The sequence below is a fragment of the Novosphingobium sp. TCA1 genome, from assembly GCF_009811895.1.
GTDB classification, from domain to species: Bacteria; Pseudomonadota; Alphaproteobacteria; order Sphingomonadales; family Sphingomonadaceae; genus Novosphingobium; species Novosphingobium panipatense_A.
In genome coordinates this window covers 1-23,482 of record NZ_BLJH01000036.1, presented here as the reverse complement: position 1 = coordinate 23,482, position 23,482 = coordinate 1, and the positions used below count along the sequence as shown (strand labels likewise).

Sequence of the window (23,482 nt, the reverse complement as noted above, 5' to 3'; positions counted from 1 at the left end):
TGCATCGATTTTTCGTTGACGCCTGAGCCACTTGCCCCGAACTTGTGGGCCGGTGGCGTTCATTTATTGATAATGTCGCGCCATTATAGGAGTAACAGTGTCCAGTGGCGGCTGGGGCGGTTCGTCACACGGAGGAACGGGATCGGATGCGGGACGATCAGGCCAGGGTACTTGTTCTCGATGATTTTTCGGCCATCGTCGAAGAGCTGCTGACCCTGATGTCGCTTCACGGCATTGCGGGAATAGGCGCCGCCAATCTCACCGAAGCCGTGGAGATGCTGGAAAGGCACCCCGCCGTCAGCGTCGTCGCCTGCGACTTGCGGCTGGACCGCGAATCCGGGCTCGATATCGTTGCCCGCGTTCGCCAGAATCCCGTGCTCAGCGCGCGCCGCTTCGAATATGTCTTCATCACCGGAGACCAGATGCGCCAGGATCTGGTGGAAGGCACTTCGCACTATACTTTCCTGACCAAGCCGGTGCAGCCTCAGGCGCTGATCGGCACGATCAGCCGCATGCTGGCCAACGGTGTCGGCGCGTGAGCGAAACCGGTCATGAGCAGGCCGCGCCGGGCGGCCTTGTAGACACGCTGCGCCGCCATGTCGGGCTGAAGGTCGTCAGCGATCTCAGGCTGGACGGGGCGGGCACCAGGATCCTGTTCCGCAGCGAAAATGCGCAGGAAAACGAGCAGCCGGAGATTCTGGCCGTCCATTCCGAGGATGTCCTGCGCCTTTCCGCCCTGGCGGGACGGTCGGAGGTCGTCACCGACTTGCGGATCGAAAGCCCGGACGAAGGCGGGCGCATGCGCACGGTCACGCTGATCCTGCGCGAGAACCTGGGCGGAACGCACTGGGGCAGTGCGGTACTGATGGATGCCCCGGAACCACGCCCGGCGCATCAGGCCCTGGCCGAGCGGGCGCGGATGGCCGACCTTGGCGAGCGCGCGCTGACCCTGGCGCACGAACTGCGCCAACCGCTGTTCACGATCTCGATGGCGAACGAGAGCCTGCGCCTCATGCTCGACCGCCCGGATACGACGCGCTCGCGCCTCCAGACAACTGCCTCGCGCATTGCCGAACAAGTGCTGCGCGCGCAGGCGATCATCAAGCGCACCCTCGGCCAGGCGGCGGAGGAAAAGATCGTGCCGCGCCATACCGACGTGATGGAGGCGGCGGCCAGCGCGGTGGAGTTTCTCGAAGCCCTGTTCCAGCGCGCCGACATCGCGGTGGAGCGCGATGCCGCGGGCCTTTCCGCCGGGGTGGCGCTGGGCCGGGTGGAAATGGAGCAGGTCTTCGTCAATGTCCTGCGCAATGCGGCGGACAGCATCCAGTCGCGCCGCGCGGGTGGCTGGGACGGAGAGGGGCGGATCACCATCCGGCTGGAGGGCAAGTCCGGGGATCAGGTCCGCTGCGTCGTGACCGATAACGGCGCCGGGCTTTCCGCCGATCTCGAACGGCTGGCCTTCGAGCCGTTCTTCACCACCAAGGCGCAGGAAGGCACCGGACTGGGCCTGCATATCTGCCGCCAGATCATGGAAAAGGCGCAAGGCGGCATCCGCCTGGTGGCCAATCCGGGGCACGGTGCGCGGGTGGAAATCTGCCTTCCGCCGATCTCCGGCAGGCTGGCGCCCTCAGATGTCGTCGCGGCCTAGGCGGATCACGAAGCGGGTCGGCTGAGCGGACCGCAGCATCGAACGGAAATCGCCGCCGGCCTCGATCGCCACCTGCTCGACCAGCCAGAGCGTGGCATGGTCCAGCTTGCGCGCGGGGGCAGGGGCCGCGTTCTCGTCTATGCAGCGCACCGTCACCACCACATGGGCGGGCGTCATCGCCGCGCGCAGCAGGACTTTGCCCTTCCGCTTCTCGTTATTGGGGCCGATGAAACCGCCGAAGGCGCTGAGGAGTGCGGCCACGGCCATCATTTCCAGCGCGCCGTGATGTTCGGGCAGCAGGTGCTCCAGGGCGTTGCCTTCCAGTTCCACCGAGACGCCGTGGTGGCGGACGTTGGATTTCGTGGCGGCGAGGGCCCGTTCCAGCGCGCTGCGCACATTGAGCGCGGAACTCTCTTTGTCTCCGTCGCGGCCGAACCAGCGGAACAGGCTGAGGATGAAGGCCGCCGCTTCGGTATGGGACGAGATGCGCGCCACGCGGTCCAGCAATTGCTTGCGGTTGTCCTCGCCGATGTCGAGCTGCTCGACGATATAGCGCATGTTGCCGTTGGCCATGGATATGACATTGAGCGGCTGGGCCAGATCGTGCAGCATTCCCGCCGTCACCCGCCCGAGCAGCAGGTCGCGGGTGACCGGCACCAGCCCGTCCTCTCCCCAGGCCAGCAGGCGCGCGTCGACCATGGCGAGATGCCGGGCGAGGCCCGCGCCGAGGAAGGCGGCGCTGAGCGAGCCGACGAAGATCGCCGCCGTCGCCACCGGCGTCTGCAGCAGCAGGACGCAGCAGAAGCTGGCCATGGCGACCAGCAGCGAAACTACCCAGCACCAGCGCGGCGCCCGCAGCAGTATCGTGACGAGGCTGCGCGGAAAGAAGCCTGCCGCTGTTACGAGGCCCAGCGTGGTCCAGTAGGCGGGGGAGAAGCGGGCTTCGGGGATGAGATAGAAGCCCGCGCTCAGCACTGCCGCCACCAGCGCGGCCTTGAGGGTCTTGTGCAATACGAACAGGGCGCCCGCCGCGGCGCCGCCGATCAGCCCGGCGGCGGGGGCGTGGCTGGAAACCAGGCCGAGGCAGAGCGCGCAGAGGGCGATGGCGCCGGGATAGAAGCGCGTCCCATCCTCCCAGGCGCGCAGGCGCATCGCCAGTTGCGGCGCGAACGAACCGGCGCGGGCGGAACCGTGGCCGCCTTCCGCAAATGCATCGTCGTTGGCGCCGGATCCTGCGACACCGACCCCTTCAACACCGGACCCCTCAACCGGGCCGGGCGGTGGAAAATTCACGACGTTGTCGTTCGGCACTATCATCCTGGTCAGACCCCCGGTTTCGGACAGGCACCCCGCGCCTCTGAGTCCGAACGGCATGATGATTACGAAGCATGCGGGCTTCCGCAACCGCGAAATAAACCTGATAGAAGGTTTTATGCGCCCGTAAGTAAATAGACTAACAAAGCGCGTCTGAGGCCTGCCATCAATCCTGTTTCAGAATGTTAATCCGGTAATAATGCCCGAATTATCAGCTCGTCCCTGAAGAGGTCGGCAGGTTCCTCCTGCGCAATGCAGCGTCGGAACAGGCGAAACGGCGCTGCGTATGTATTCGTATATAGTCGTTCGCTGCCGTTGCGTTCACTAGGAAAGAACCGATCCGACGGTGATTATCGATCTATTCGATCCGCACTTCAGTACGCAAAGACAAGGTTTGGCGCCCGGTTGGGAGGCAGTGAACAAAAGTATACTTTCCGCAGCTTTAACGCTTCGGAAAGCCTCGGTCTGATTGCCGTCGTATCGGCTATTTCTCCATCTCGGATAGAATTCGAGAAAGACTATCATTCATACGCAAGACGGCATTTTGCGCCGTCACAGGATGAAAAACTCCAATTCGGATCTTCGGGGCAGTCGATCCGATTTGCGTAGACGCAAGGGACCAGGGGGAAATGGGCATGCGGCTCGGATCCAAGGCGAAGCTGACAATCGGGGTCGGGCTGGTTGCGGCCTGCTGTTTCGCCTTTCTGGGAATGCGGGAACTGGCGCGGGCCGCGAAGCCAGTGGCCGATGCCGCCGCGCGCATGCCGATCGGCAAGCCCGAACCTTCCTTCACTGTTCTGGCGGCCACCACGCGCGACATCAGGGTGGGGGAAACCATCACGGCGGACATGATCCGCAACTCCCGGTCCGATCCGGCGCGGTTCCCCACGGCGGTCACGCCTGCCGAAGTGATCGGCAAAGTGGCCACGCGCGACATTCCCGCCAATTCGCTGATCCCGCGCCCGGCGCTGGGGCAGGAAACCAAGCTGGCGATCCGCGTGCCGATGGGCATGCGCGCGATCAGCATCGACACCACCGCCGAGATCGCCGTGGCCGGTCTGGTGCGGCCGGGCGACAGGGTGGACGTGCAAGTCGTCTATCCCGGCGAGGATGCGCTCAGCGGCGCGCGCGCCAGCGGCGCGAGTCGGGCGCGGACCCTGCTGCAGATGGTTCCGGTGCTGGCGGTGGGCGAAGTCGTCGTCGGCACCCAGCCCGCCGCCAGCACGATGAGCGCGGTTGCGACCGGCATGGGCGCGCCGCCGTCCACTCCGGCCGAAGCGCCCATGCCGCCCGCCCGCACGGTCACTCTGGCGCTCACGCCCGCGCAGGTTTCCGAGCTTTCGCTGGCCAAGAGCACGGGCGCGCTCACGCTTTCCTTGCGCAATCCCGGAGACAGCGCGGAAGTGGCGGTGGCGCAAGTGGCCTCCGCGCCGCAGCCGCGCCCGGCTTCGGCCTTTATCCCTGCCGCGCCGGCTTACGCCCAGCCGCGCGCCTTCGTGGCCGCACATCCGCGTCCTGCCGAAAGGCGCGCGGAAAAGCCCGCGGGCGGGCCGGGCCCAGCCTCCCTTGGCGCGCAGCCCATCGAACTCGTGGTCGGCGGCAACCGACAGGTCATCTATTCCGGGAGTGCATCGCAGTGAAACACCTGATCGCCGCCAGCCTCCTTCTCGCCGGAACCGCGCTTTCGGCTCCTCCCGCAATGGCTCAGACCAATGCTCGCGCGGCCGAGCAGCAGGAACTGCTCCAGGTAGACGACATGCGCACCCTGTCCTTCCCCGGCGCCATCGGCCGGGTGGAAGTGAGCCGGGAAAACGTGATCGGCATTACCGCGCCGACCACCCAGTCCATCCGCATCAAGGCGCTGGCGGTGGGCGATGCCGTGCTCACCGTCTTCGCCAAGGACGGCACGGTCATGGCCGAGCGCACGGTGCGGGTCGGCGGCTCGGGCTTCACCGGGCAGGCGGCTGCCTATCGTCCGGGCGAGAAAGTGGTGGCGGTGGACGTGCAGTTCGCGGCCGTTTCCAGCTCTACGCTCAAGGCGCTGGGCTTCAGCTTCGCAAAGCTGGCGGGCGACCTTCAGGGCGCCGTCATCTCGCCAAGCGGGGTCAACAGCTACAGCAACGGCCCCACCGGCCTCTCGATCGACGCTGCCGTGCCGATCCAGAGCGCCTTCAACCTCTTCCTCTCGGCCCGCAAGCAGGGGATCGGCGCGGTCCTGAGCGCGCTGTCGTCCAACGGACTGTCGCAGCTTCTGGCGCAGCCGACTCTCCTGGTCCGCTCGGGCGAGCAGGCGAGCTTCCTGGCGGGCGGCGAATTTCCGGTGCCGGTGCCGCAGAACACCGGCGGCAACGGCAATACGCTGTCCATCGAATACAAGGAGTTCGGCGTGCGCCTTTCGGTGACGCCCTATGTCCTCTCCTCGGACCACATCGTGCTCAAGCTGGCGCCCGAGGTCAGCGAGCTGGACTACAACAATGGCGTCCAGCTTCAGGGCTATGTGGTGCCGGGTATCCGTCGGCGTTCTGCGGAAACCACTGTGGAACTGGGCAGCGGGCAGAGCTTCGTCATCGCCGGGCTCAACTATACCAACAGCGCCATCACCAAGGACAAGGTTCCGTTCCTGGGCGACATTCCGGTGCTGGGCGCCTTCTTCAAGCGCCAGCAGAACCAGAAGGAGCGGCAGGAGCTGATCATCGTGGCGACGCCGCGGCTGGTCGAGCCCGGCACTACCCCGGTCGCCCTGCCAAGCCCGCCCGGCAATCCCGATCCCAGTCTCGGCCAGATGATCGTCGGCAACGACGGGGTCGAGCAGTCCGTGAAAACCTTTGGCGTCGTGAGGCCCTGACATGCCCAAGATCCACCTCCTTTCGGTAGACCGCACCCTGGCCCAGCGCATTGCCGATGCCATGGGCGAACATGTCCCGGTCGACATGGTCCAGTCGCTGGAACACAGCGATCTCGACGGGCCGGGCATCGTCGTGATCGACCATGCCTCCGTTCCGGCCGAACGTTCGCTGTCCTCCGCGATCGGCGAAGTGGCGCAGATGGCGCCGGGCCGCGCGGTGGTGGTCGCCACCGAGGACATGTACGCCGGGCAAGTGCTCCAGGCGATCCGTGCGGGGGCGGCCGACGTCTTGCCGCGCGGGGCCGCAGGCGCGGAAGTCTCCGAGATCCTGACGCGGGTGATGAACAGCGCGCTCACCACCCAGGGGCGGCTGGGGCGGCTGACCATCGTGCTCGGCAACGACCGCGAGGCCCTGCCAATGCTGGCGACCGACATGGCGCTTGCCTATAGCCAGGACCAGACACCGACCCTGCTGGTGGACTTCACCCTGCCCACCAGCACGGCCGAGGCCTATCTCGATCTCAAGGTGGACTACGGCATCGCTTCGGCCGTGGCCGACCTCGACCGCATGGACACCAGCCTGCTGTCCGATGCGCTGTCGCGGCACGAGGCAAGCGGGCTTTCGCTGCTCACCTTCGACGGCGGCACCGGCGCGGAACCGGCCGGGGTCGGCCCCAACGACGTGGTCGGCCTGATACAGTTGCTGCGCGCCAATTTCGCGCAAGTGGTGGTCTCGGCGGGCAGCCTGCGCCACGGCGGGCTGCTGCGCGAGCTGGCCTCGCAGGCGCAGGCGATCGAGATCGTGTGCAGCCAGTCTATCCGCGAGCTGGAAGCCTGCCGCCGCCTGCTGGACAAGATCGCGCTCGATACCGCCAGCGCCGGGCGCATGCGCCTGCTGGTCTGGGACTATGAACCGCGCATCCTGCTCGACGGTCGCCGCATGGCCGATGTGCTGGGCGTGGAGGCGGTGATGGGCGTGCCGACCGACCGGGTGAGGGCGGCCAATGCCCTGAACGCGGGCCGTCCGCTGATCTTCGACCGTGAAAGCGGCCCTTATGTCCAGGCGGTGCGCCGCGCCTGCAATATCGCTGCTCCGGCACGGTCGGGCAGCGGGCTTGCCGGCAGTAGCCTTGACCGCATGCGCCGCGCCATCCTGCGTTCGGTGGAGCGCAGCGCATGAGCCTCCTGACCACCGAGGAAATGCAGGAGGGCTTCGCCGCAGGCCGCCGCAAGCCCGCGGTGGCCCAGCCTTCCGCCCAGCGCATGAGCGACAGCTATCAGGCGGTCAAGGCGATCACCTGCCAGCAGGTCATCGAACAGCTCGAGGCGCAGGGCGTGACGGCGGAATCGCTCGACCAGCGAACCTTGCGGCACGAGATAGAGCAGGTCATCAACAGCCGCAGCCGCCGGGGCCAGCTGGCGCTCAACAGCGCGGAGCGGCTCCTGCTGATCGAGGACGTGGAAGACGAAGTAGTGGGCCTCGGCCCACTCGCGCCGCTGCTGCGCGACGGGTCTATCGACGATATCATCGTCAACGGCGCCCATACGATCTACGCCGAGCGCGCAGGCCTGCTGGAACGCGTGGAAACGCGGTTTCGCGACGATGCGCACCTCATGAACATCATCCAGCGCATCGTCGGCCCGATCGGTCGCCGCGTGGACGAGGCGACGCCGTTCTGCGACGCCCGCCTGGCGGACGGATCGCGCGTGAACATCGTCATCCCACCGATCGCGCTGGACGGCCCGCTGGTCTCGATCCGCAAGTTCCGCCTCCAGGCCCTGACCCTCGACGACTGCGTGGCGGGCGGGGTGATGAGCGCGGCCATGGCGACCTACCTTGCCGCCGCCGTGCGCTCGCGGCTCAACGTCCTGATCTGCGGCGGCACCGGCGCGGGCAAGTCGACCCTGCTCAACGTGCTGTCCGGCTGCATCAGCAACCGCGAGCGCCTCGTCACCATCGAGGACGCCGCCGAGCTGCAACTCTGTCAGGACCATGTCGTGCGGCTGGAAACCCGCCCGCCCAGCGTGGACGGCAGCCGCGAGGTGAGCGCGCGCGATCTCCTCCGCAATGCCCTGCGCATGCGGCCCGACCGCATCATCCTGGGCGAAGTGCGCGGGGTGGAGGCGGTGGAGATGCTCCAGGCCATGTCCACCGGCCACGACGGCTCGATGGCGACGCTCCACGGCAATTCGCCGCGCGACGCACTGGCCCGCCTCGAAATGCTGCTGGGCTTCGCGGGGCAGCAGAACGACGTGCGCGCGGTGCGGCGCTTCGTGGCCAACAGCATCCACGTCATCGTCAATATCCAGCGCCTTTCCAGCGGCGTGCGCCGCGTCACCTCGATCAGCGAAGTGACCGGCACCGAAGGCGAGGCCTTCACGCTGAACGAACTTTTCCGCTTCGACGAGCAGCCGCCGATGACGGGCGAAGGCACGTTCCAGACGCTGTCGCCGCGCCCCTATCACGCCGCCCGGCTCAAGGACTATCCGGCGACCAGTACCCTTCGGGGAGTATCGGCAGGATGGTGAAAGGCGCGGCCTATCTGATCCTGGCCCTGCTGATCCTGGGCGCGGTGGCCTTCGCGCTGCTGAGCGAGCGGGCGCGCGGCCTTGCCGCCGTGGATCGGCGGCTGGCCGGGCTGAGCGCGCCGGGAACGGCACCTGCGCGGGCCGCTGCCGCGATCTCGGTGCCCGAACGCATCGCCCCGCTGCTGGCACAGGCGCAGCTCGAAGTGACGGTGCAGACCGTGCGCATCCTTGCCGCTGCCGGGTTCGCGCTGGTCCTGGCGGTACTGCTCGCGGCGGGACCGGCTCTCGCGCTGGCGGTGCTGCTCGGCCTGCCGATGGCGGCGCTCTCGTGGCTGCGCGGGCGCGCCCGCAAGCGGGTGGACGCCCTGACCGAGGCGCTGCCGCTCTATCTCGATGGTGTGCGCCAGCTTCAGGCGGTGGGCAATTCGCTCTCCCAGGCACTTTCCCGCGCCCTTGCGGACGCTTCGCCGGTGGTGCGCTCCTTCTTCGACACGGCCGCGCGGCGGCTGGAGATGGGCGCGCCCGTGGCGGAGACGATGCAGCAGCTCGCGGATCGCCTCCAGGTTCCCGAAGTGTCGATGATCGCCGCCGCCATCCGCACCAACTTGCGCTACGGCGGCTCGATCGGCGCGGTCTTCACCAACCTCGCCCAGATCCTGCGCGAGCGGCTCCGCATCCGCCGTGAATTGGTGGCCGCCACGTCGGAGGCCAGGGTCAGCTCGCGGGTGCTGATCGCCATGCCGCTCCTGGCGATGGTCGGTCTGGTGTTGATGAACCCGGCCTATCTCGATTTCTTCGTCAAGGATCCGCGCGGCCAGTCGCTGTCGATGATGGCGATCGGGCTGGAGGCGATCGGCATCCTGATCATCCGCCGCATGCTGAGGCTGGAGTTCTGATGCCCCCGCTGACCGCTCTCCTGCTTTTCGCGCTGGCCGCAGGCAGCCTCGTGCTCGTCGTGCTGGGCCTGCGCATGCTCGACGCCGACGCCCGGCTGCGCCAGCGGATCGACGGGCAGGCGAGGCGCAGCGTCACGTCCGCCGCCTTGCGCTTCCCGCTGCCGCGCATTTTCGTCGTGCGCGGGCGGGACCGCGAGGAAATCGAGCAGAAACTGCGCAAGGCCGGCTATTTCGAACCCGGCGCGCTGGAAGCCTTCGCCTGGCTGCGCCTGGCCGCGACCGGCGTCGTGGCGCTGGCCTCGATGCTGACCTGTCTTGTCGTGAACGGCAATCCGCTGAGCCCGCCGTTCCCGACGCTGGCCTTGTCGGGCCTGACCTATATCGGCGCCAAGTATGCGCTGCGCATGCGCGCTGCATCGCGCGAGCGCATCCTTACCGCCGAGTTCCCCTTCCTGCTCGACCTCATGCTGATGATGCTCGAAAGCGGCGTCTCGCTCGACCAGTGCTTTCGCGGCATCGCCCGCGAGGAGCGGGTGGCCGTGCCCAACCATGCCCGCCTCGTGGCCATGCTGGTGGAGGATCTCGACCGGGGGCAGGATTATCAGCTCGCTTTCGACCGCTGGGCCGCGCGCGTGGCCGTCACGGGTTCGCGCGAACTGGCCACCGTGTTCCGTCAGTCGCTGTTCCACGGCATGGAACTGGTTCCGGCCCTGCGCGAATTCGTGCGCGAATTCTCCCAGCGCCGCGTCGCCCGTGCCCGTGAGGCGATCGGCACGATCACCGTGCGCATGGTGATCCTGATGCTCGTATTCTTCATGCCGGCGCTGTTCATCGTGCTCGCGGGCCCGCCGGTCGCTGCCATTCTCGACACTTTGGGGAGTGTAAAGGGATGACCGATCGTCGTCTGTATTGTGCCGTTCTCGCTGCCCTGTCGCTGGGCGGCGGTTCTCTCGTGTCCCCCCCGCTGGCGGGCCGGGCCATGGCTGCCGAAGCTCTCGGAGCCGAGGCATCCGGCTCGACCCGCCAGCTCTATCTCGTGCTGATCCAGCAGGCCCGCAAGGATGGCCGCCAGCGCGCGGCACTGGCCTTTCTCGACGATTTCGACCGGCAATATCCGGGCGACAGGGAATCGCGCATCCTGCGCATAAATTGCCTGCTCGATCTGGGCCAGACCGATCAGGCCGCCGCCGCCCTTGCGCAGATCCCCGCGTCGGACCGCAGCGCCGAGGCGCAGGCGGTACGCGGTCATGTCCTTGCCGCGCAGGGAAGCTGGCAGGCGGCGGCGGAGCAATACCGCGCCGCGCTGCGGGCCAGCCCTGCCGATCCGCTGGCCAGCAATGCGCTCGGCTATGCGCTGCTGCGCGGCGGAGAAGCGGCGCAGGCCGTGGAAGCGCTGAAGGCCGCGCGCGACCTTGCGCCGGGCAACGAGGTGGTGCGCAACAATCTGGCGCTGGCGCTGACGGTGGCCGGACGGCGCGGAGAGGCCGATGCGCTGCTGGCCACCCTGCGCGATGCCTCGGCCAGGGCCGCCCTGCACGCCCAGATCGACGAGCAGGCCGCGCTTTTTGCCGCGCCTCCGGCAACGGCACTGCGCGGGAACTGACCGTGGCGCGCCTCCGCACCCCCCTGAAACTCCGCCCGCTTCGCGATCTGGGCCACGACGAAAGCGGCGTGATCGGGCCGATGGTGGCGGTGCTGGGCGTGTCGCTGCTGGGCGCGGCGGGTCTGGCGCTGGATGTGGGCCTCTATTACCAGGGCGGCCGGGACCTCCGCGCCGCGACCGAAGCGGCCGCTCTTTCGGCCGCGATGAATCCCTACCAGGCCAAGGCGCGCGCCGAAGACTACCTGACGCGCAACGGCTACGATCCCTCGGTGCTGAAGACGGTCGAGATCGGCCGCTATTGCGCGGACATCGGCCAGACCGCCGGTCAGCGCTTCGACCCGACGATGACCCGCTGCCCCGGCAACGGCTATGCCAATGCCGTCCGCCTCGTCACCGGCAAGCCTGCCCGCCGCTTCCTGACCGGAATCCTGGGCGAATCGAGCCCGATCCCCGACCTTGGCGCCACGGCTTCGGCGGCGCGGATCGATGAGGCGGGCGTCAGCGTCACGTCGGACGTGCTCACCAAGGTCGTCTCGCCCCTGCTCGATCCCGTGACCACGCCGCTGGTCCAGGTGGTCAACGGGTTGCTGGGCGGCCTGCTCGGCATCCCCATCTCGCTCGGCCGTACCGATGTGCGCGGGCTGATGCAGGGCAATGTCGATGCCGGGCTGTTCTTCGATGCCCTTGCCGAGAAGGAGGGGTTCTCTGGCACTTACGGCGACCTGATGAACCGCTCGCACGGCCTGAAGGACATTGCCGAGGCGGCCGCCGATGCCGCCGCCACGCCCGAAACCGCAGCGGCCCTTCGCGTCTTCGCGCGGCAGGTCGGCAATGGCTACAAGGTGCCTTTCGGCGGACTGTTCGGGCTGGGCGTGTGGAAGAACATGCCGGTGGGCGAGGCCGATGAAAAGCCTGCGCTGCGAGCGGGCATGAATGCCTATGCGCTGATCACTTACGCCGTGCAGTCCGGGCCGACCGCCATCGACTTGTCCAAGGCGGTGAGCCTGCTGGTGCCGGTCAGCACGGTGAAGATCGGCCTTACCTCCAGCGGCGCGGGAGATCGCCCGCGCTTCGCCTTCGGCCCTGCCGGAGAAGCCCGGGCGGGCACGTCGGCCTTGCGCATCGGGGTAATGATAGACCTACCCGTCAACCTGGCGATTGCCTCGGTCAGCGTGCATCTTCCCGTGATCGTCGATGTCGGCGCGGCCCAGGCCGAAGTCAGCGAAATCGATTGCTCCGGCTCCACCGAGCAGGCGCGCGACACCCTGGTCAAAGTCCGGGTCCGCTCGGGCGCGGTCAATGCCTATATCGGCGATACCGCGTTCGACGCGATGGACAAGTCGCTGCCGGTGCTCGCCGCAAGCGACATCAGGCAGGCCAATATCCTCAGCGTTCACCTGCTCGGCAACGAACTGCTCGGCAGCCTCGTCTCGGCGCAGGTGAAGGGCAGGGCGGTAGTGCAGCCGGTCACCGGCAGCGGGCCTAGCGATGCCATGCTGACTTTCGGCCCCGGTGCGGGAACCCCTGTGGCGCCGACGAGCGGGCAGACCGTCGGCAATTCCGTGCAGCTCGGCCAGACCGTGAGCAGCCTGACGACCAGCCTGCTCGGTTCAGGGGGACTCGACGTTCAGGTGAAGATCGGCGGGACCTGCCTGATCGCCTGCAACCTGCTCGAAGCCAGCGGCCTGAATGCGGTGACGGATACGGTTCTGCCCGCCGTGATCGGGCCGGTGACCAATCTGGTGGGCACCGTGGTCGATCCGCTGCTGACGAACGTGCTGGCGGCGCTGGGCGTACAAGTCGGCAGCGCCACTGTCTGGACCACCGGCGCGCGCTGCGGAGTGCCTGTTTTGATTTAGTTTTTGTGAAGACCGCACCCGTGAACCTCCAAGCGGTTGCGGAAATTTAATCGGAGGATTTGGGGAGTATTGAGTCATGATCACCATTCGTAAGCTTTTCGGTCGTCTTCTTGGCGACGAATGCGGTCTTACAGCCGTGGAATACGCGGTATTGGGAGCGATTGTTGTGGGAGCAATTAGCAGCATCGGCACAGCGTTCAGTGGCGGTCTGACCGGCGCCTTTCAGCTAATGATCGATAACTTCACGAGCTAAGAGGTGATCTTGCGCAAATCGGCCCAGAACCTGCTGAAATGCGAACGCGGAATGGCGGCGCTGGAGTTTGTCTTCCTCGCTCCGGCGCTGCTGGCCCTTGTCTTTGGGATCATCATCTATTCGCTCTATTTCAGTGCCGTGATCGGTGTGCGGCAGGCCGCGGCGGAAGGCGCGCGGGCTGCCGTTGCCGGGCTTTCCACCAGCGAACGCATCGAACTGGCGCAAACACGCGCAAGACAGGTGTTAGACGGCTACGGACGTATTCTTGGTGGCAATACAACGCCTTTAATAACCGCTTCGTCCGATGGCGTGGGTGCGTTCAAAGTAAAAGTCAGCTATGACATGGGCGGCAGTCCAATAATGAAATATGGGAAGATCGTTCCCCTGCCGTCGTCGAACGTGGAAGCCAGCGTCGTCGTTACCAATGGGGGATACTGAATGGCTGGTCTGAGTTATTTCAATCTGGCCTTGCTGATTGTTTTGCTCCTGCCTGCGGTCATCATGCCGTGGGAGGGGCGCCGCCCGCCCGATCTGCTCTATTTCGTGATCGCGGCCGGTGGCCTGAGTTTCGCGGCGCTGGGCGGCGGCATCCCTGCGCTCGGCTGGTCCGCGCTGGCAGGCGCCGGATGCCTGCTGCTGGTGGCCGCCGGCGTGGCAGGCCTGCGCGCGGGTCTCGGTCTGCGGCTGCTTACCGGTAGTCAGATCAAGCTGCTGGCCGCCGGCGCCACTTGGCTCGGCCCGTTCGGCGCGCTGACTATGATCGCGATCACGGCCATGACCCTGCTGGTCGTGGCAACCGCACAGCAATTCCGCACGGCCGCGCGTCGCCCCGATTCGGGTGCGATTGTCGCCGTCGCCATCTTCTGCGTGGGCCTGCAGCAGGTTCTGCCGTCAATCTGAAAGGGGAACCCGCGCTTCGGCGGGGTTGGATGTGCCGATGAACGTAATGAACCCAAGCTGGCGTTCGCGCCTCGGAGCCATGCTCAACGCATCGCAGTCGCAGGCCGGTGCGGACGAGGAGCCGTCGCCGGACGAATCGCTCCTGCCGGAACCCGTCCTGATCGTCGATGACGACGAGGATTTCGCCAGCGAATGCGCGTTCAGCCTGAAGCTGATGGGCTACGATCCGGTCGTCGCCACCAGCCCCGAAGAGGCCATGGCCCTGTTCGAGGCCAACGAAATCTCGATCGCCATCGTCGATTACAACATGCCAGAGCAGGACGGCATCGCCCTGATCCACGCCCTCGGCCGCAATGCCGAGGCGCGCGGCCTGCGGCTCCAGTTCATCATGGCCACCGGCTATGCCAGCAAGGATGTCGCCATCGACGCGATGCGGGCATCCGCGGTCGATTTCCTGGAAAAGCCGATCAACCAGAACGATCTGCGCCAGGCCCTCCAGCGCATCAAGGGCCTGCGCCAGACGCCCGACGCGCGTGAAACGCTGCTCGGCAAGATGTCCAGTCTCAGCACCGAACTGCAACGGCTGGCCATGCTGATGGACGATCCGGCGGCGCAGCCCAAGTTCCGCGCGGGTGATCTCGAACCGGAACGCGAACCCGAACGTGGGGCGGACAGGCCCGCGCCGCCTGCCGAGATCCCGGCAATCCCGGAAGCGGCCCAATTGACCGACTATATCCGCGAGCTTTTGCGCAAGGAGATGAAGCGGCGCGAAATCGGCGGGGGCGAACTCTTCGGTGATCCCGCTTGGGAAATGCTGCTCGACCTGCTGCTGGCGAAGATCGAAGGGCGCCGTGTTTCGGTATCCAGTGCCTGCATCGCCTCCGGCGCGCCGATGAGCACGGCCTTGCGGCTGGTCCGCCGCCTGGTGGGCGAAAGCGTCCTGTGCCGCCTGCCGGACGAGCACGACCGGCGCCGCCATTTCCTGGTGATCAACCCGAAGTTCGAAGGCCCGCTGCTGGAATATCTCAGCGAGCAACTGCGCCAGCGGGCGAAATCGGCCGCCAAATGAAAGGCTTGAGGGCCGGGCCGGAACAGGGCTCGGCGCCGTGTCGTCGGAGAGGTTGAACGGTTTGTTTACAAACGATCGTTAACCAAGCCGCTGTCCTATCCAGCGCGAATCTCCTCCATGATCATCGAACCCCGTACAATGCTGTTCATGACGAACGCCGTCGCCTTCGTGGCGTCGGCGTTCCTGCTTTTCGAATGGCACCTTCTGCGCGAGCGATCGCTGGCCTACTGGAGCGCGGGCTTTGCCGCGATCGTCGTAGGCTGCGCGATCACGCCCCTGCGCGAGGCGGGCTTCTTCATCGCCGGGGTCTGGCTGGCCAACGGCCTGCTGGTGCTGGCACACCTGGCTTTCCTGTTCGGCACGACGGCCTTTCTCAGCCGCCGGATCTCTCCGGCCTGGTGTCTGGTACTGCCCGCATGGGGGCTGATGCTGGCAATTCCCGACGGCGCTTCGCGCACCCAGATCCTTTCGTTGATGAACGCGCTGCTCGTGGCGGTGCTTTCGCTCAAGTCGGCGCAGATGCTGGGCGGGCTGCGGGGGCATCGCAACCCGGATTCCACCCTGCTGGCCTATGCCTTCCTCGGCCACGGCGGGTTCTACCTGTTCAAGACGCTCACGGCGTTCGTTCCCGGCGCCTTCATCAGCCTTTCGAACTATAGCGGGCTGATGATCTCGATCTCGCTGTTCGAGGGGATCATGATGGAAGTGGCGCTGGCGCTGTCGATCGTCGTGGCCCTGCGCCAGCGGCGCGAGCGCAGCATCGTGCGTCTGGCCGAGCACGATCCGCTGACCGGCCTGCTCAACCGCCGCGGTTTCGAAGCGCGCGCCTGCGCGGCCTTGGCGGAAGAAGCGGGACCGGATGCGCTGCTGCTGCTCGACATCGATCATTTCAAGCAGATCAACGACGGCTACGGTCACCCCGAGGGCGACCGCCTGCTGGTGGCGCTGGGCGTCTTTCTCAATTCCACGCTCCCCCGCCACGCCGTGTGGGGGCGGCTGGGTGGAGACGAGTTCGCGGTCCTCCTGCCGAAAACGGATACGTTTGCGGCCCTGACTCTGGCCAAGGCACTCTGTAGCGGTTTCGCGCGCGTTGGTGGGCGCGGCGACGGCGGCACCCTGAGCGTCGGCTGCGCGACGCACGCCGGGGGCGCCGTCGAACTGGAGGCCCTGTCCGCAGTTGCCGACCGCGCGCTCTATGACGCCAAGCGCCAGGGCCGCAACCGTGCGAGCCACCGCGAAGTCGCAGCCGAATCGCAGGCCTGGGACCGCGCCTTGCCGGAAGCCGCGCCGCGCGTGAAAACCCCCATCGACCTCGCAAAAGCGCGCGAAGCCCTGCCGCTTCGATAAAGAAAATCGATTTCTTTTCTGTACAATCGAATGCAACGTTCGGTTGATCGCGAATACGCAAAGCTGACTTGAGAAAGATTTACTAAAACAATACCTGAAGAGCATAACGCTATCGCTTTGGTCCGGGGGGACAAGCTTGCGATCGAAAAACCGTGAAGTGCGAAGTCAGGATGTCCATGACGCGGCGCAGCCGTCCGGCGGGAAAGCAGAGGCCTTCCGTGCGCGCGATCTTGTGCCTGCGGCCTGCCTGCTTGCGGCCGGGCTGCTCGCGCTGCTTCTCTCGTCGATCTGGAGCAATGCCACGGACGACACGTTCGTGGTGGTGACGCCGCCGGGCTGGACGCAGGGTCGCACGATCGCCCTCGTTCGTTCGGTGAACGGCACGCTCGTGCGCGGGGGCAATTTCGGCAACGTGGTCTTCGCCTCCTCCACGGATGCCGCTTTCCCGGCGCGGCTCCGCGCCGCCGGGGCCTGGCTGGTCGAGCCCGCGCCGCTGGCCCCGGGCTGCTCCGAAACGGTCGAGGCCCTGTCATGAACGCCGCGCTGGACCGGTTGCGGGCCCGTTTCGGCCATTTCCTCGTGCCCCTGCTCTGGGGCCATGTCCTGCTTCAGGCGGCCGTGGCGCAGGCGATGGGTCTTTCGGCACTGCATGCCGGACTGGCGGCGGCCGTCGTCGCCGGGGCCTATCACCTCACCTGGAGGCGCTTCGGCAGCGCGCCCGCCACGCGCTATCTTTCGGCCGTGGCGCTCATGGCGGAGCCGGCCATGCTGCTGTTCCTTCTGCGCGGGCATCCGTGGCAGATGGACATGCACATGTACTTCTTCGCGATGCTGGCGCTGACGATCGCCTGGCTCGACCGGGCCGCGATCCTCGTCGCCGCCGCCGCCATCGCCGCGCACCATCTGCTGCTGCTCTATCTGCTGCCCTATGCGGTGTTTCCCGGCGCGGGCAATCTGGAGCGGGTCCTGCTCCATGCCACGATCGTCGCCTTCCAGACCGGCGTGCTGATCTGGCTGAACAACATGCTGCTCGCCAGTTTCGCGCAGAGCGCACGGATGAGCGAGGAGATCGTCGCCAAGAACGCCGCGCTGGAGGAACGCACGCGCGAGGCGGAAGACGCGACGCGGGCGAAAAGCATGTTCCTGGCCAATATGAGCCACGAGATCCGCACGCCGATGAACGCGATCCTCGGCTTCTGCCACCTCATGTCGCGTACCCGGTTGGACGAGCGGCAGCGCGGCTATGTCGAGCGGATCGGCAGTGCGGGCGGCTCCCTGCTGCGGCTGATCAACGATATTCTCGACTATTCGAAGAACGAGGCGGGCAAGCTCACGCTCGAAGCGCGGCCTTTCGATCTTCGCGCGGCGATCGCCGGGCAGATCCAGCTGCTTTCGGTGGAAGCGGCGGGCAAGGGCGTGCAGATTGTCCTGCAGACCGATCACCGGCTTCCGGTCAGCGTGGTGGGCGACGAACTGCGTTTCTCGCAAGTCGTGCTCAACCTGCTCAGCAATGCCGTGAAGTTTTCCGATCGCGGCGCGGTGACGATCACGGCAGACTTGCTCTCGTCCGGTGATGAAATGGTGGAAGTGGCGCTGGCCGTGCGGGATCATGGCATCGGCATGAGCGCCGAGCAGCAGGCGGGCCTGTTCCGGTCCTTCTCCCAGGGCGACAATTCCACCACGCGGCGCTTCGGCGGCACCGGGCTGGGGCTGGCGATCTGCCGGCAGATCGTGGAGCAGATGGACGGGGACATCCGGGTCGATAGCGCGCCGGGTCTGGGCAGTACGTTCACCTGTCGCATGCGCTTCGCCACCGGCAGGGCATCGGGCGAGGGCAACGTACCGGCCGCCCATATCCGCGCGCTGCGCGTGCTGGCGGCGGACGACAATGCCGCCGCCCGCCAGTTGGTGGAGGAGATCTTCGAAGGCTGGGATATGGGAGTGGACCTCGTGGCCTCGGGCGAGGAAGCCGTGGCGGCATTCGGCAGCGCGGCACAGGATCAGGCGCCCTACGATCTCGTCCTGCTCGACTGGAAGATGCCGGGAATGGACGGCATGGAGGCGGTGCGCCGCCTTCGCCACATGCAGCACGGCGCGCCTTCGCCCGTCACGCTGATCGTCACCGCCTATTCGGTGGACGAAATGGCGGCCGAGGCAGGCGAGGCGGGCGTTTCCGCCTTTCTCACCAAGCCGATCGAGCCGCACGCCCTGTTGGAGACGATCACCTCGCTCTTTGCCGAGGCGCGTCAGCAGTCGGAGGCTGTGGTGCTTCCCTCCGCCGCTCTGCCCGATAATGTCGCAGAGGAGTCTGTCGCCTTGCCGAGGTCGCCGGAATCCGAGATGGCGACGGCGGAAGGCCTGGTCGATCCGCCGCTGCGCGGTCTGCGCGTGCTGCTGGTCGAGGATAACGAGATCAACCGCGAGATCGCGACCGAACTGCTCACCCATGCCGGGCTGGTGGTCGACAGCGCCGAGAACGGCCGCATCGCCTGCGAGAAAGTGGAGCAGAACGGCCGGGCCTATGCCGGTGTGCTGATGGACGTGCAGATGCCCGAGATGGACGGGATCGAGGCGACGACGATCATCCGCCGGACTTGGCCGATCGAGGAACTGCCCGTCATCGCCATCACCGCCCACGCCTTCGAGGCGGAGCGCCAGCGCTGCCTCGATGTCGGGATGAACGATCATGTCGCCAAGCCGGTCGATCCGCGGCAACTGATCCTGACGCTCAATCGCTGGCTGAAGCCCGCGCGCGAAGGCTGCTTGCCGGAGGTTCAGGCTTCGCCGCAGCCTGCGGTCGTCCTTGAGCGCGTGTCCGGGGCCGGTGAACTGCCAGAACGGCTGGGGCCGTTCGATGTGGCCGAAGCCCTGAAGCGGGTGAACGGCAAGGCCAGCCTCCTGCGCAAGCTGATCCTCAGTTTCGCGGTGACCTATGGCGCGGCGGGGCAGGACATCCGGGACCGGATCGCGGCGGGCGAGGTCGCCGATGCGCGCCGCCTCGCGCACAGCCTCAAGGGCGTGGCGGGCTCGCTAGAACTGCGCGCGCTTCAGGCCCGTGCGGCGGACGTGGAACAGCTGCTGGCGAAGGAAGATTCCGCCTCGGCCGAAGCGGCTATCGCCGTGCTCGAACCGGAACTGGAACGGGCCGTGGCTGCGGCGCGGTGTCTGGCCGAAGTGGAACCGGAAGTGCCGACAACCGATGTCTCGCCCGTTCCTGCTGACAGTGTCTTCGCCGCGACGCGCTTCGAGGAAGAGCGGGAGAACCTGCGGGCGCTGTTGCTGCGCAGGAGCCTGGGTGCGCGCACTGAATTCGACCGGCTGGCGAAAGTCATGGGTCTGGACCCTGCCGAACGCGCCGCCCACCCTCTGCATCAGGCCTTGCAGCGGCTGGACTACGTTAGCGCCCTGGCCCTGCTGGGTGATATGACTGTGCATGACATGGCTGGAGCCCCGGAAGCCTCCGTCTCTCAAGGAATTCCTTCGTGACCAAAGCGACCATTCTCGTCGTCGATGACGATGTGGCCAATATCGAAATCATGAATGCCGTGCTGGAGGACGATTACGACGTCTGCTTTGCTACGTCGGGCGAGGAGGCGATCGATACGGCGCGTTCGGTCGATCCCGACTTGATCCTGCTCGATATCATGCTGCCCGGCCTCGACGGGTTCGAGGTATGCCGCCAGCTCAAGGTCGATCCCGTGCTGGCGGATGTGCCGGTGATCTTCATGACCGGCCTGGGCGACAGCGAGGACGAGATGCGCGGGCTTTCGCTCGGCGCGATCGACTATGTGGCCAAGCCGATCCAGCCCGCCATCCTGCGCGCGCGGGTGGGCAACCATGTCGAGCTGAAGCGCCTGCGCGACAAGCTGGCGGAACTGGCCGTGACCGACGCGCTCACCGGCCTCAGCAACCGCCGCCAGCTGGAGCGGACGCTGGAAGGCGAATGGGTGCGCCTGTGCCGGACCGGGGACTGGCTCTCGGTGATCATGCTCGACATCGATTTCTTCAAGCAGTTCAACGACACTTACGGCCATGTCGCGGGGGATCGCTGCATCGTGATGATCGCGGCCTCGCTCAACAGGGCGCTGCGGCGGATGACGGCTGTAACCGCGCGCTATGGCGGAGAGGAATTCGTCTGCATCCTGCCCGGCGCCGATCCGGCCACGGCGCGGCAAGTGGCGGAAGAGATCCGGCGCCAGGTCAATGCGCTGCAGATCCCGCACGAATCCTCGAAAGTCAGCCCCTGCGTCACGGTCAGCGTCGGCGTCGCTTCGGCGCGGTGCTCGGGCGAAACCAACCCGGAGCGCTGGATCGCCGAAGCGGACAAGCAGCTCTATCTCAGCAAGGTCAGCGGGCGCGACCGGATCGTGGCGACGGAATTCGAGGTTCCCTGCGTGGGGTAAGGGCATGAATCGAAAGCGCCGCCCCGGGTGATGTCCGGGACGGCGCTCTCGGGGATCCGGGGCGATCAGGCCGGTTCGGCCACGCGCTCCTGCATCAGGCGCTCGGCGGTACGATCCGCCACGACCGACGGGGCAAGGCCGTCGCGCGCGGCTTCCTCAAGCACGGCCGCGACGCGCGGGCCGATCTGCACCACGCGCTGGCGTACTTCGTCGGCGCTTTCTTGCAGGTATTCGGCCGCGACATTGATGATCCCGCCCGCATTGGCGACATAGTCGGGAACGTAAGTCACGCCGCGTTCAAGCAGCAGGCCGGCGATTTCCTCTCCGGCAAGCTGGTTGTTCGCCGCGCCGCAGACGAGCTTCGCGCGAAGCGCGCCGACCGTGGCGACATCAAGCGCGCCGCCCAGTGCGCAAGGCGCGAAGATATCGGCGGCGACACCGGCGATCTCGTCGATCGCGACCACGCGGGCGCCGTGGACCTCGGCCATGCGGGCGCAGCGGGCCGGGTCGATGTCAGCGACGACCAGCTGCGCACCGGCTTCGGCCAGAAGGTCGCACAAGTGCGCGCCGACATTGCCGACACCCAGCACCGCGACGGTCATGCTGGAAAGCGTGCTGCCGGACTGGAACGCGGCGGCCGCGCGCATGGCTTCGAACACGCCGAGCGCGGTCCAGGGCGAAGGATCGCCGCCGGCGCGGCCGGCAAGGGCGGTGCGACCGGCGACATGGCTGGTATGACGGGCCACCAGTTCCATGTCGGCCACGCTGGTGCCGACGTCCTCGGCCGTGACGTAGCGACCTTCGAGACGCTCCACCGCCTGGCCGAAGGCTTCGAACAGCGCGGCGCGGTCGAACGCTCCGGCCGGGCGGCGCAGCACGGCCTTGCCGCCGCCGAAGGGCAGTTCGGCCATGGCGTTCTTGTAGCTCATGCCTTCGGCAAGGCGCACGGCATCGGCCATGGCGGCGCTCTCGTCGGGGTAGGTCCAGAACCGGCAGCCACCGGCAGCGGGCCCGCGCGCGGTCGAGTGAATCGCGATCACCCCGTCTAGACCGGCTGCTTCGTCGTAGAGACGGACATATTCCATCGGCGGCGTCATGCGGCTGGCGCGGGCGACCATTTTCGAACTCCAGTCAGGATGGCGTGATTGCCGAGGCGATTATTGCAGGTGAGGCGGGGGCATTCTCACCTCATTTCGAGCCCGAAGGCGAATTTGCGAGCAAGACTGACCGTGAAAATCATGATATGAGAAAAAAATGACCGATCTCGACCCTTATGAGCTGAAGATTCTCCGCGAATTGCAGCGCGACGCGAGCCAGACCACGGCGCAGATCGCCGAGCGGGTGGGGCTGTCTTCCTCGCCCTGCTGGCGCCGGATCGACCGACTGGAGCGCGAAGGCTACATCAAGCGCCGGGTCGCGCTGGTGGACCGCAAGAAAGTGGGTCTCGATGCGCATGTCTTTGCCCAGGTGAAACTCAACGCCCACGGCCGCGCCAATCTCGACGAGTTCTCCGCCAAGATCCGGGAATTTCCCGAGGTGCTGGACTGCTATGTGCTGATGGGCTCGATCGACTTCCTGATCCGCGTCGTCGCCGCCGACATCGAGGCTTACGAAAAGTTCTTCTTCGAGAAGCTTTCCCAGCTTCCCGGGGTGCAGGAACTCAACTCTATCGTCGCCCTGTCCGAAATCAAGGCGACGACGGAGTTGCCGATATGAAGGCTGGGTAATCCGCAGCCGTCTCTGTCAGCCTTCCAGCTTGCGAATGCGGTTGTAGAGCATGCTGCATTCCTCGCCCGGTTCGATCGCCCAGCTTCGCTTGGCGCATTGCCGGGCCCGGTCGAGAAATTCGGGATCGTGCTCCAGTTCGTAGCGGTCAAGCCAGAGCGCGCCACGCTGGGTGAGGAGGATGCAGGTTTCCTTGCGGTCGAGGCCGTTGGCCTTGCGCGTTACCAGGTCGGTTCGGGCGAGCGCCTCGATCGGATGCCCGGTTTCGCGCAGTGCCGAAACCAGCGCGATGACCATATCGCCGGGCGGAGGATCGTCAGCCCCTTCAAGCCACGCGGTGAGCAGTTTCGCCTCCTCCCGCGCAGAGCCGTACTTGCGGACCAGACGCAGGCCTTCGAAGCGTTCCTCCCGCCACGGCAGCCGATAGGCATGGGCAGCCTCGACCGCAGCCAGCAGGCCGGGCAGTTCGTCGTCCTCGATTTTCGAGCGGAAGCCGAATGCGGCGATCTTGCGGCGCATCCTGTCACGCTCCTCGTCGGCAGGCGTGCGCAGGAAGGCTATCGCCGAGACAAGGGCGGGGGTTAGCAGGACATAGCCGGACGCGAAGGGAAGGTTTCGCGATTGGCCGCCTGGCGTTTCGACCCGAACGGCCCGGCTGCGGGGATCGACTGCGATGATCGTCGCTATCGCCTCGGGATCGTCCATATAGAAGCCCGCGCCGATCAGGCTGTCCGCCAGGCGCTGCCCGTCGGGTCTGTGAAGCAGGGGCAGGATATCCTCGCCGCTGATATCTTCGCCTTCGATGTCCAAGGTCCGGCCCTCCTGTCCCGAAAGGCTTATCGTGATTGGGCGATGCGTGACCAGCCTCCCGATGGATCGGCGATGGCGGAATCCGGGAGATCGGACGTCCACAGGAGAGTGAACCCCGCGGTAAACTGTGGTTTTTTTGAAAGAAGTCATTTTTTTGAAATTAGCGTGTTGACCGAATCATGGGGTGGTCTTAGAGGGCCTCTCACCGCAGCGGACCGCTTGGTTGCTACGGTCGCCAACAGAGACGGACAGCTTGTTCCCCCATCGCAAGAAAGCGGGGA

22 protein-coding genes are annotated in these 23,482 nt (G+C 66.4%); 19 read left to right on the top strand and 3 right to left on the bottom strand.

What is annotated here, in order from left to right:
• Positions 1–146: 146 nt before the first annotated feature.
• A complete protein-coding gene (locus NTCA1_RS24505) occupies positions 147–539 on the top strand; it encodes a response regulator (protein ID WP_159832083.1) in 393 nt (130 codons plus the stop codon).
• Positions 536–1,648 (top strand): sensor histidine kinase, encoded by a 1,113-nt coding sequence (locus tag NTCA1_RS24500; RefSeq protein ID WP_159832082.1) that lies wholly within the window; start codon positions 536–538, stop codon positions 1,646–1,648. Before NTCA1_RS24505 ends, NTCA1_RS24500 begins: the two co-directional genes overlap by 4 nt.
• On the opposite strand, the gene NTCA1_RS24495 is transcribed toward NTCA1_RS24500, so the two are convergent.
• Positions 1,628–2,941, bottom strand: a complete 1,314-nt coding sequence (locus NTCA1_RS24495; protein ID WP_236549557.1) for a hypothetical protein — start codon at positions 2,939–2,941, stop codon at positions 1,628–1,630. The genes NTCA1_RS24500 and NTCA1_RS24495 overlap by 21 nt on opposite strands.
• Before the next feature lie 656 nt (positions 2,942–3,597).
• On the opposite strand from NTCA1_RS24495, the gene cpaB reads away from it, so the two are divergent.
• The 16 genes from cpaB (at position 3,598) to NTCA1_RS24415 (ending at position 20,666) form a co-directional block, all read left to right on the top strand.
• Entirely contained in the window at positions 3,598–4,602 is a 1,005-nt protein-coding gene (gene cpaB, locus NTCA1_RS24490) for a Flp pilus assembly protein CpaB (RefSeq protein ID WP_159832081.1), read from the top strand.
• Complete coding sequence (locus NTCA1_RS24485; protein WP_236549556.1) at positions 4,599–5,807, top strand: type II and III secretion system protein family protein; 1,209 nt, start codon at positions 4,599–4,601, stop codon at positions 5,805–5,807. The genes cpaB and NTCA1_RS24485 overlap by 4 nt, the downstream gene beginning before the upstream one ends.
• Before the next feature lies 1 nt (position 5,808).
• Complete coding sequence (locus NTCA1_RS24480; RefSeq protein ID WP_159832080.1) at positions 5,809–6,987, top strand: histidine kinase; 1,179 nt, start codon at positions 5,809–5,811, stop codon at positions 6,985–6,987.
• Positions 6,984–8,336 (top strand): CpaF family protein, encoded by a 1,353-nt coding sequence (locus tag NTCA1_RS24475; protein ID WP_159832079.1) that lies wholly within the window; start codon positions 6,984–6,986, stop codon positions 8,334–8,336. Before NTCA1_RS24480 ends, NTCA1_RS24475 begins: the two co-directional genes overlap by 4 nt.
• The gene (locus tag NTCA1_RS24470; protein WP_159832078.1) at positions 8,330–9,232 is read left to right on the top strand and encodes a type II secretion system F family protein; all 903 of its coding nucleotides are present in this window, start codon (positions 8,330–8,332) and stop codon (positions 9,230–9,232) included. Before NTCA1_RS24475 ends, NTCA1_RS24470 begins: the two co-directional genes overlap by 7 nt.
• Positions 9,232–10,125 (top strand): type II secretion system F family protein, encoded by an 894-nt coding sequence (locus NTCA1_RS24465; RefSeq protein ID WP_159832077.1) that lies wholly within the window; start codon positions 9,232–9,234, stop codon positions 10,123–10,125. Before NTCA1_RS24470 ends, NTCA1_RS24465 begins: the two co-directional genes overlap by 1 nt.
• Positions 10,122–10,835 (top strand): tetratricopeptide repeat protein, encoded by a 714-nt coding sequence (locus tag NTCA1_RS24460; protein ID WP_236549555.1) that lies wholly within the window; start codon positions 10,122–10,124, stop codon positions 10,833–10,835. Before NTCA1_RS24465 ends, NTCA1_RS24460 begins: the two co-directional genes overlap by 4 nt.
• Before the next feature lie 2 nt (positions 10,836–10,837).
• Positions 10,838–12,694 (top strand): TadG family pilus assembly protein, encoded by a 1,857-nt coding sequence (locus NTCA1_RS24455; RefSeq protein ID WP_236549554.1) that lies wholly within the window; start codon positions 10,838–10,840, stop codon positions 12,692–12,694.
• A 76-nt stretch (positions 12,695–12,770) separates the two neighbouring features.
• Positions 12,771–12,947 carry a Flp family type IVb pilin gene (locus NTCA1_RS24450; protein ID WP_159832076.1) on the top strand — a complete coding sequence of 59 codons (177 nt, stop codon included), beginning with the start codon at positions 12,771–12,773 and terminating at the stop codon, positions 12,945–12,947.
• A 51-nt stretch (positions 12,948–12,998) separates the two neighbouring features.
• Positions 12,999–13,385 carry a TadE/TadG family type IV pilus assembly protein gene (locus NTCA1_RS24445; RefSeq protein ID WP_159832089.1) on the top strand — a complete coding sequence of 129 codons (387 nt, stop codon included), beginning with the start codon at positions 12,999–13,001 and terminating at the stop codon, positions 13,383–13,385.
• A complete protein-coding gene (locus NTCA1_RS24440; protein ID WP_159832075.1) occupies positions 13,386–13,847 on the top strand; it encodes a hypothetical protein in 462 nt (153 codons plus the stop codon).
• A gap of 37 nt (positions 13,848–13,884) precedes the next feature.
• Positions 13,885–14,916: a response regulator gene (locus NTCA1_RS24435; protein ID WP_236549552.1), complete on the top strand. Its 1,032-nt coding sequence runs from the start codon at positions 13,885–13,887 to the stop codon at positions 14,914–14,916.
• Positions 14,917–15,033: 117 nt separating this feature from the next.
• Positions 15,034–16,263, top strand: a complete 1,230-nt coding sequence (locus NTCA1_RS24430) for a GGDEF domain-containing protein (protein ID WP_159832074.1) — start codon at positions 15,034–15,036, stop codon at positions 16,261–16,263.
• Between the two features lie 157 nt (positions 16,264–16,420).
• Complete coding sequence (locus NTCA1_RS24425; protein ID WP_159832073.1) at positions 16,421–16,798, top strand: hypothetical protein; 378 nt, start codon at positions 16,421–16,423, stop codon at positions 16,796–16,798.
• Positions 16,795–19,749, top strand: a complete 2,955-nt coding sequence (locus tag NTCA1_RS24420) for a response regulator (RefSeq protein WP_159832072.1) — start codon at positions 16,795–16,797, stop codon at positions 19,747–19,749. The genes NTCA1_RS24425 and NTCA1_RS24420 overlap by 4 nt, the downstream gene beginning before the upstream one ends.
• Complete coding sequence (locus NTCA1_RS24415; RefSeq protein ID WP_086493641.1) at positions 19,746–20,666, top strand: diguanylate cyclase; 921 nt, start codon at positions 19,746–19,748, stop codon at positions 20,664–20,666. Before NTCA1_RS24420 ends, NTCA1_RS24415 begins: the two co-directional genes overlap by 4 nt.
• Positions 20,667–20,731: 65 nt before the next feature.
• Here the strand turns inward: NTCA1_RS24415 and NTCA1_RS24410 are convergent, their stop codons facing one another.
• Positions 20,732–21,784, bottom strand: coding sequence for a Glu/Leu/Phe/Val dehydrogenase (locus tag NTCA1_RS24410; RefSeq protein ID WP_159832071.1), 1,053 nt, complete (start codon positions 21,782–21,784; stop codon positions 20,732–20,734).
• Positions 21,785–21,920: 136 nt separating this feature from the next.
• Here NTCA1_RS24410 and NTCA1_RS24405 point away from each other — a divergent pair, with 136 nt between their 5' ends.
• Complete coding sequence (locus NTCA1_RS24405) at positions 21,921–22,382, top strand: Lrp/AsnC family transcriptional regulator (RefSeq protein ID WP_086493639.1); 462 nt, start codon at positions 21,921–21,923, stop codon at positions 22,380–22,382.
• A 27-nt stretch (positions 22,383–22,409) separates the two neighbouring features.
• On the opposite strand, the gene NTCA1_RS24400 is transcribed toward NTCA1_RS24405, so the two are convergent.
• A complete protein-coding gene (locus NTCA1_RS24400) occupies positions 22,410–23,201 on the bottom strand; it encodes a hypothetical protein (protein WP_159832070.1) in 792 nt (263 codons plus the stop codon).
• Positions 23,202–23,482: the final 281 nt, after the last annotated feature.

Coding starts and splice junctions, on each gene's coding strand:
- NTCA1_RS24505 (WP_159832083.1), top strand. CDS start 147: ATGCGGGACGATCAGGCCAGGGTACTTGTTCTCGATGATTTTTCGGCC.
- cpaB (WP_159832081.1), top strand. CDS start 3,598: ATGCGGCTCGGATCCAAGGCGAAGCTGACAATCGGGGTCGGGCTGGTT.
- NTCA1_RS24480 (WP_159832080.1), top strand. CDS start 5,809: ATGCCCAAGATCCACCTCCTTTCGGTAGACCGCACCCTGGCCCAGCGC.
- NTCA1_RS24475 (WP_159832079.1), top strand. CDS start 6,984: ATGAGCCTCCTGACCACCGAGGAAATGCAGGAGGGCTTCGCCGCAGGC.
- NTCA1_RS24470 (WP_159832078.1), top strand. CDS start 8,330: ATGGTGAAAGGCGCGGCCTATCTGATCCTGGCCCTGCTGATCCTGGGC.
- NTCA1_RS24465 (WP_159832077.1), top strand. CDS start 9,232: ATGCCCCCGCTGACCGCTCTCCTGCTTTTCGCGCTGGCCGCAGGCAGC.
- NTCA1_RS24460 (WP_236549555.1), top strand. CDS start 10,122: ATGACCGATCGTCGTCTGTATTGTGCCGTTCTCGCTGCCCTGTCGCTG.
- NTCA1_RS24450 (WP_159832076.1), top strand. CDS start 12,771: ATGATCACCATTCGTAAGCTTTTCGGTCGTCTTCTTGGCGACGAATGC.
- NTCA1_RS24445 (WP_159832089.1), top strand. CDS start 12,999: ATGGCGGCGCTGGAGTTTGTCTTCCTCGCTCCGGCGCTGCTGGCCCTT.
- NTCA1_RS24440 (WP_159832075.1), top strand. CDS start 13,386: ATGGCTGGTCTGAGTTATTTCAATCTGGCCTTGCTGATTGTTTTGCTC.
- NTCA1_RS24435 (WP_236549552.1), top strand. CDS start 13,885: ATGAACGTAATGAACCCAAGCTGGCGTTCGCGCCTCGGAGCCATGCTC.
- NTCA1_RS24430 (WP_159832074.1), top strand. CDS start 15,034: ATGATCATCGAACCCCGTACAATGCTGTTCATGACGAACGCCGTCGCC.
- NTCA1_RS24420 (WP_159832072.1), top strand. CDS start 16,795: ATGAACGCCGCGCTGGACCGGTTGCGGGCCCGTTTCGGCCATTTCCTC.
- NTCA1_RS24410 (WP_159832071.1), bottom strand. CDS start 21,784: ATGGTCGCCCGCGCCAGCCGCATGACGCCGCCGATGGAATATGTCCGT.
- NTCA1_RS24405 (WP_086493639.1), top strand. CDS start 21,921: ATGACCGATCTCGACCCTTATGAGCTGAAGATTCTCCGCGAATTGCAG.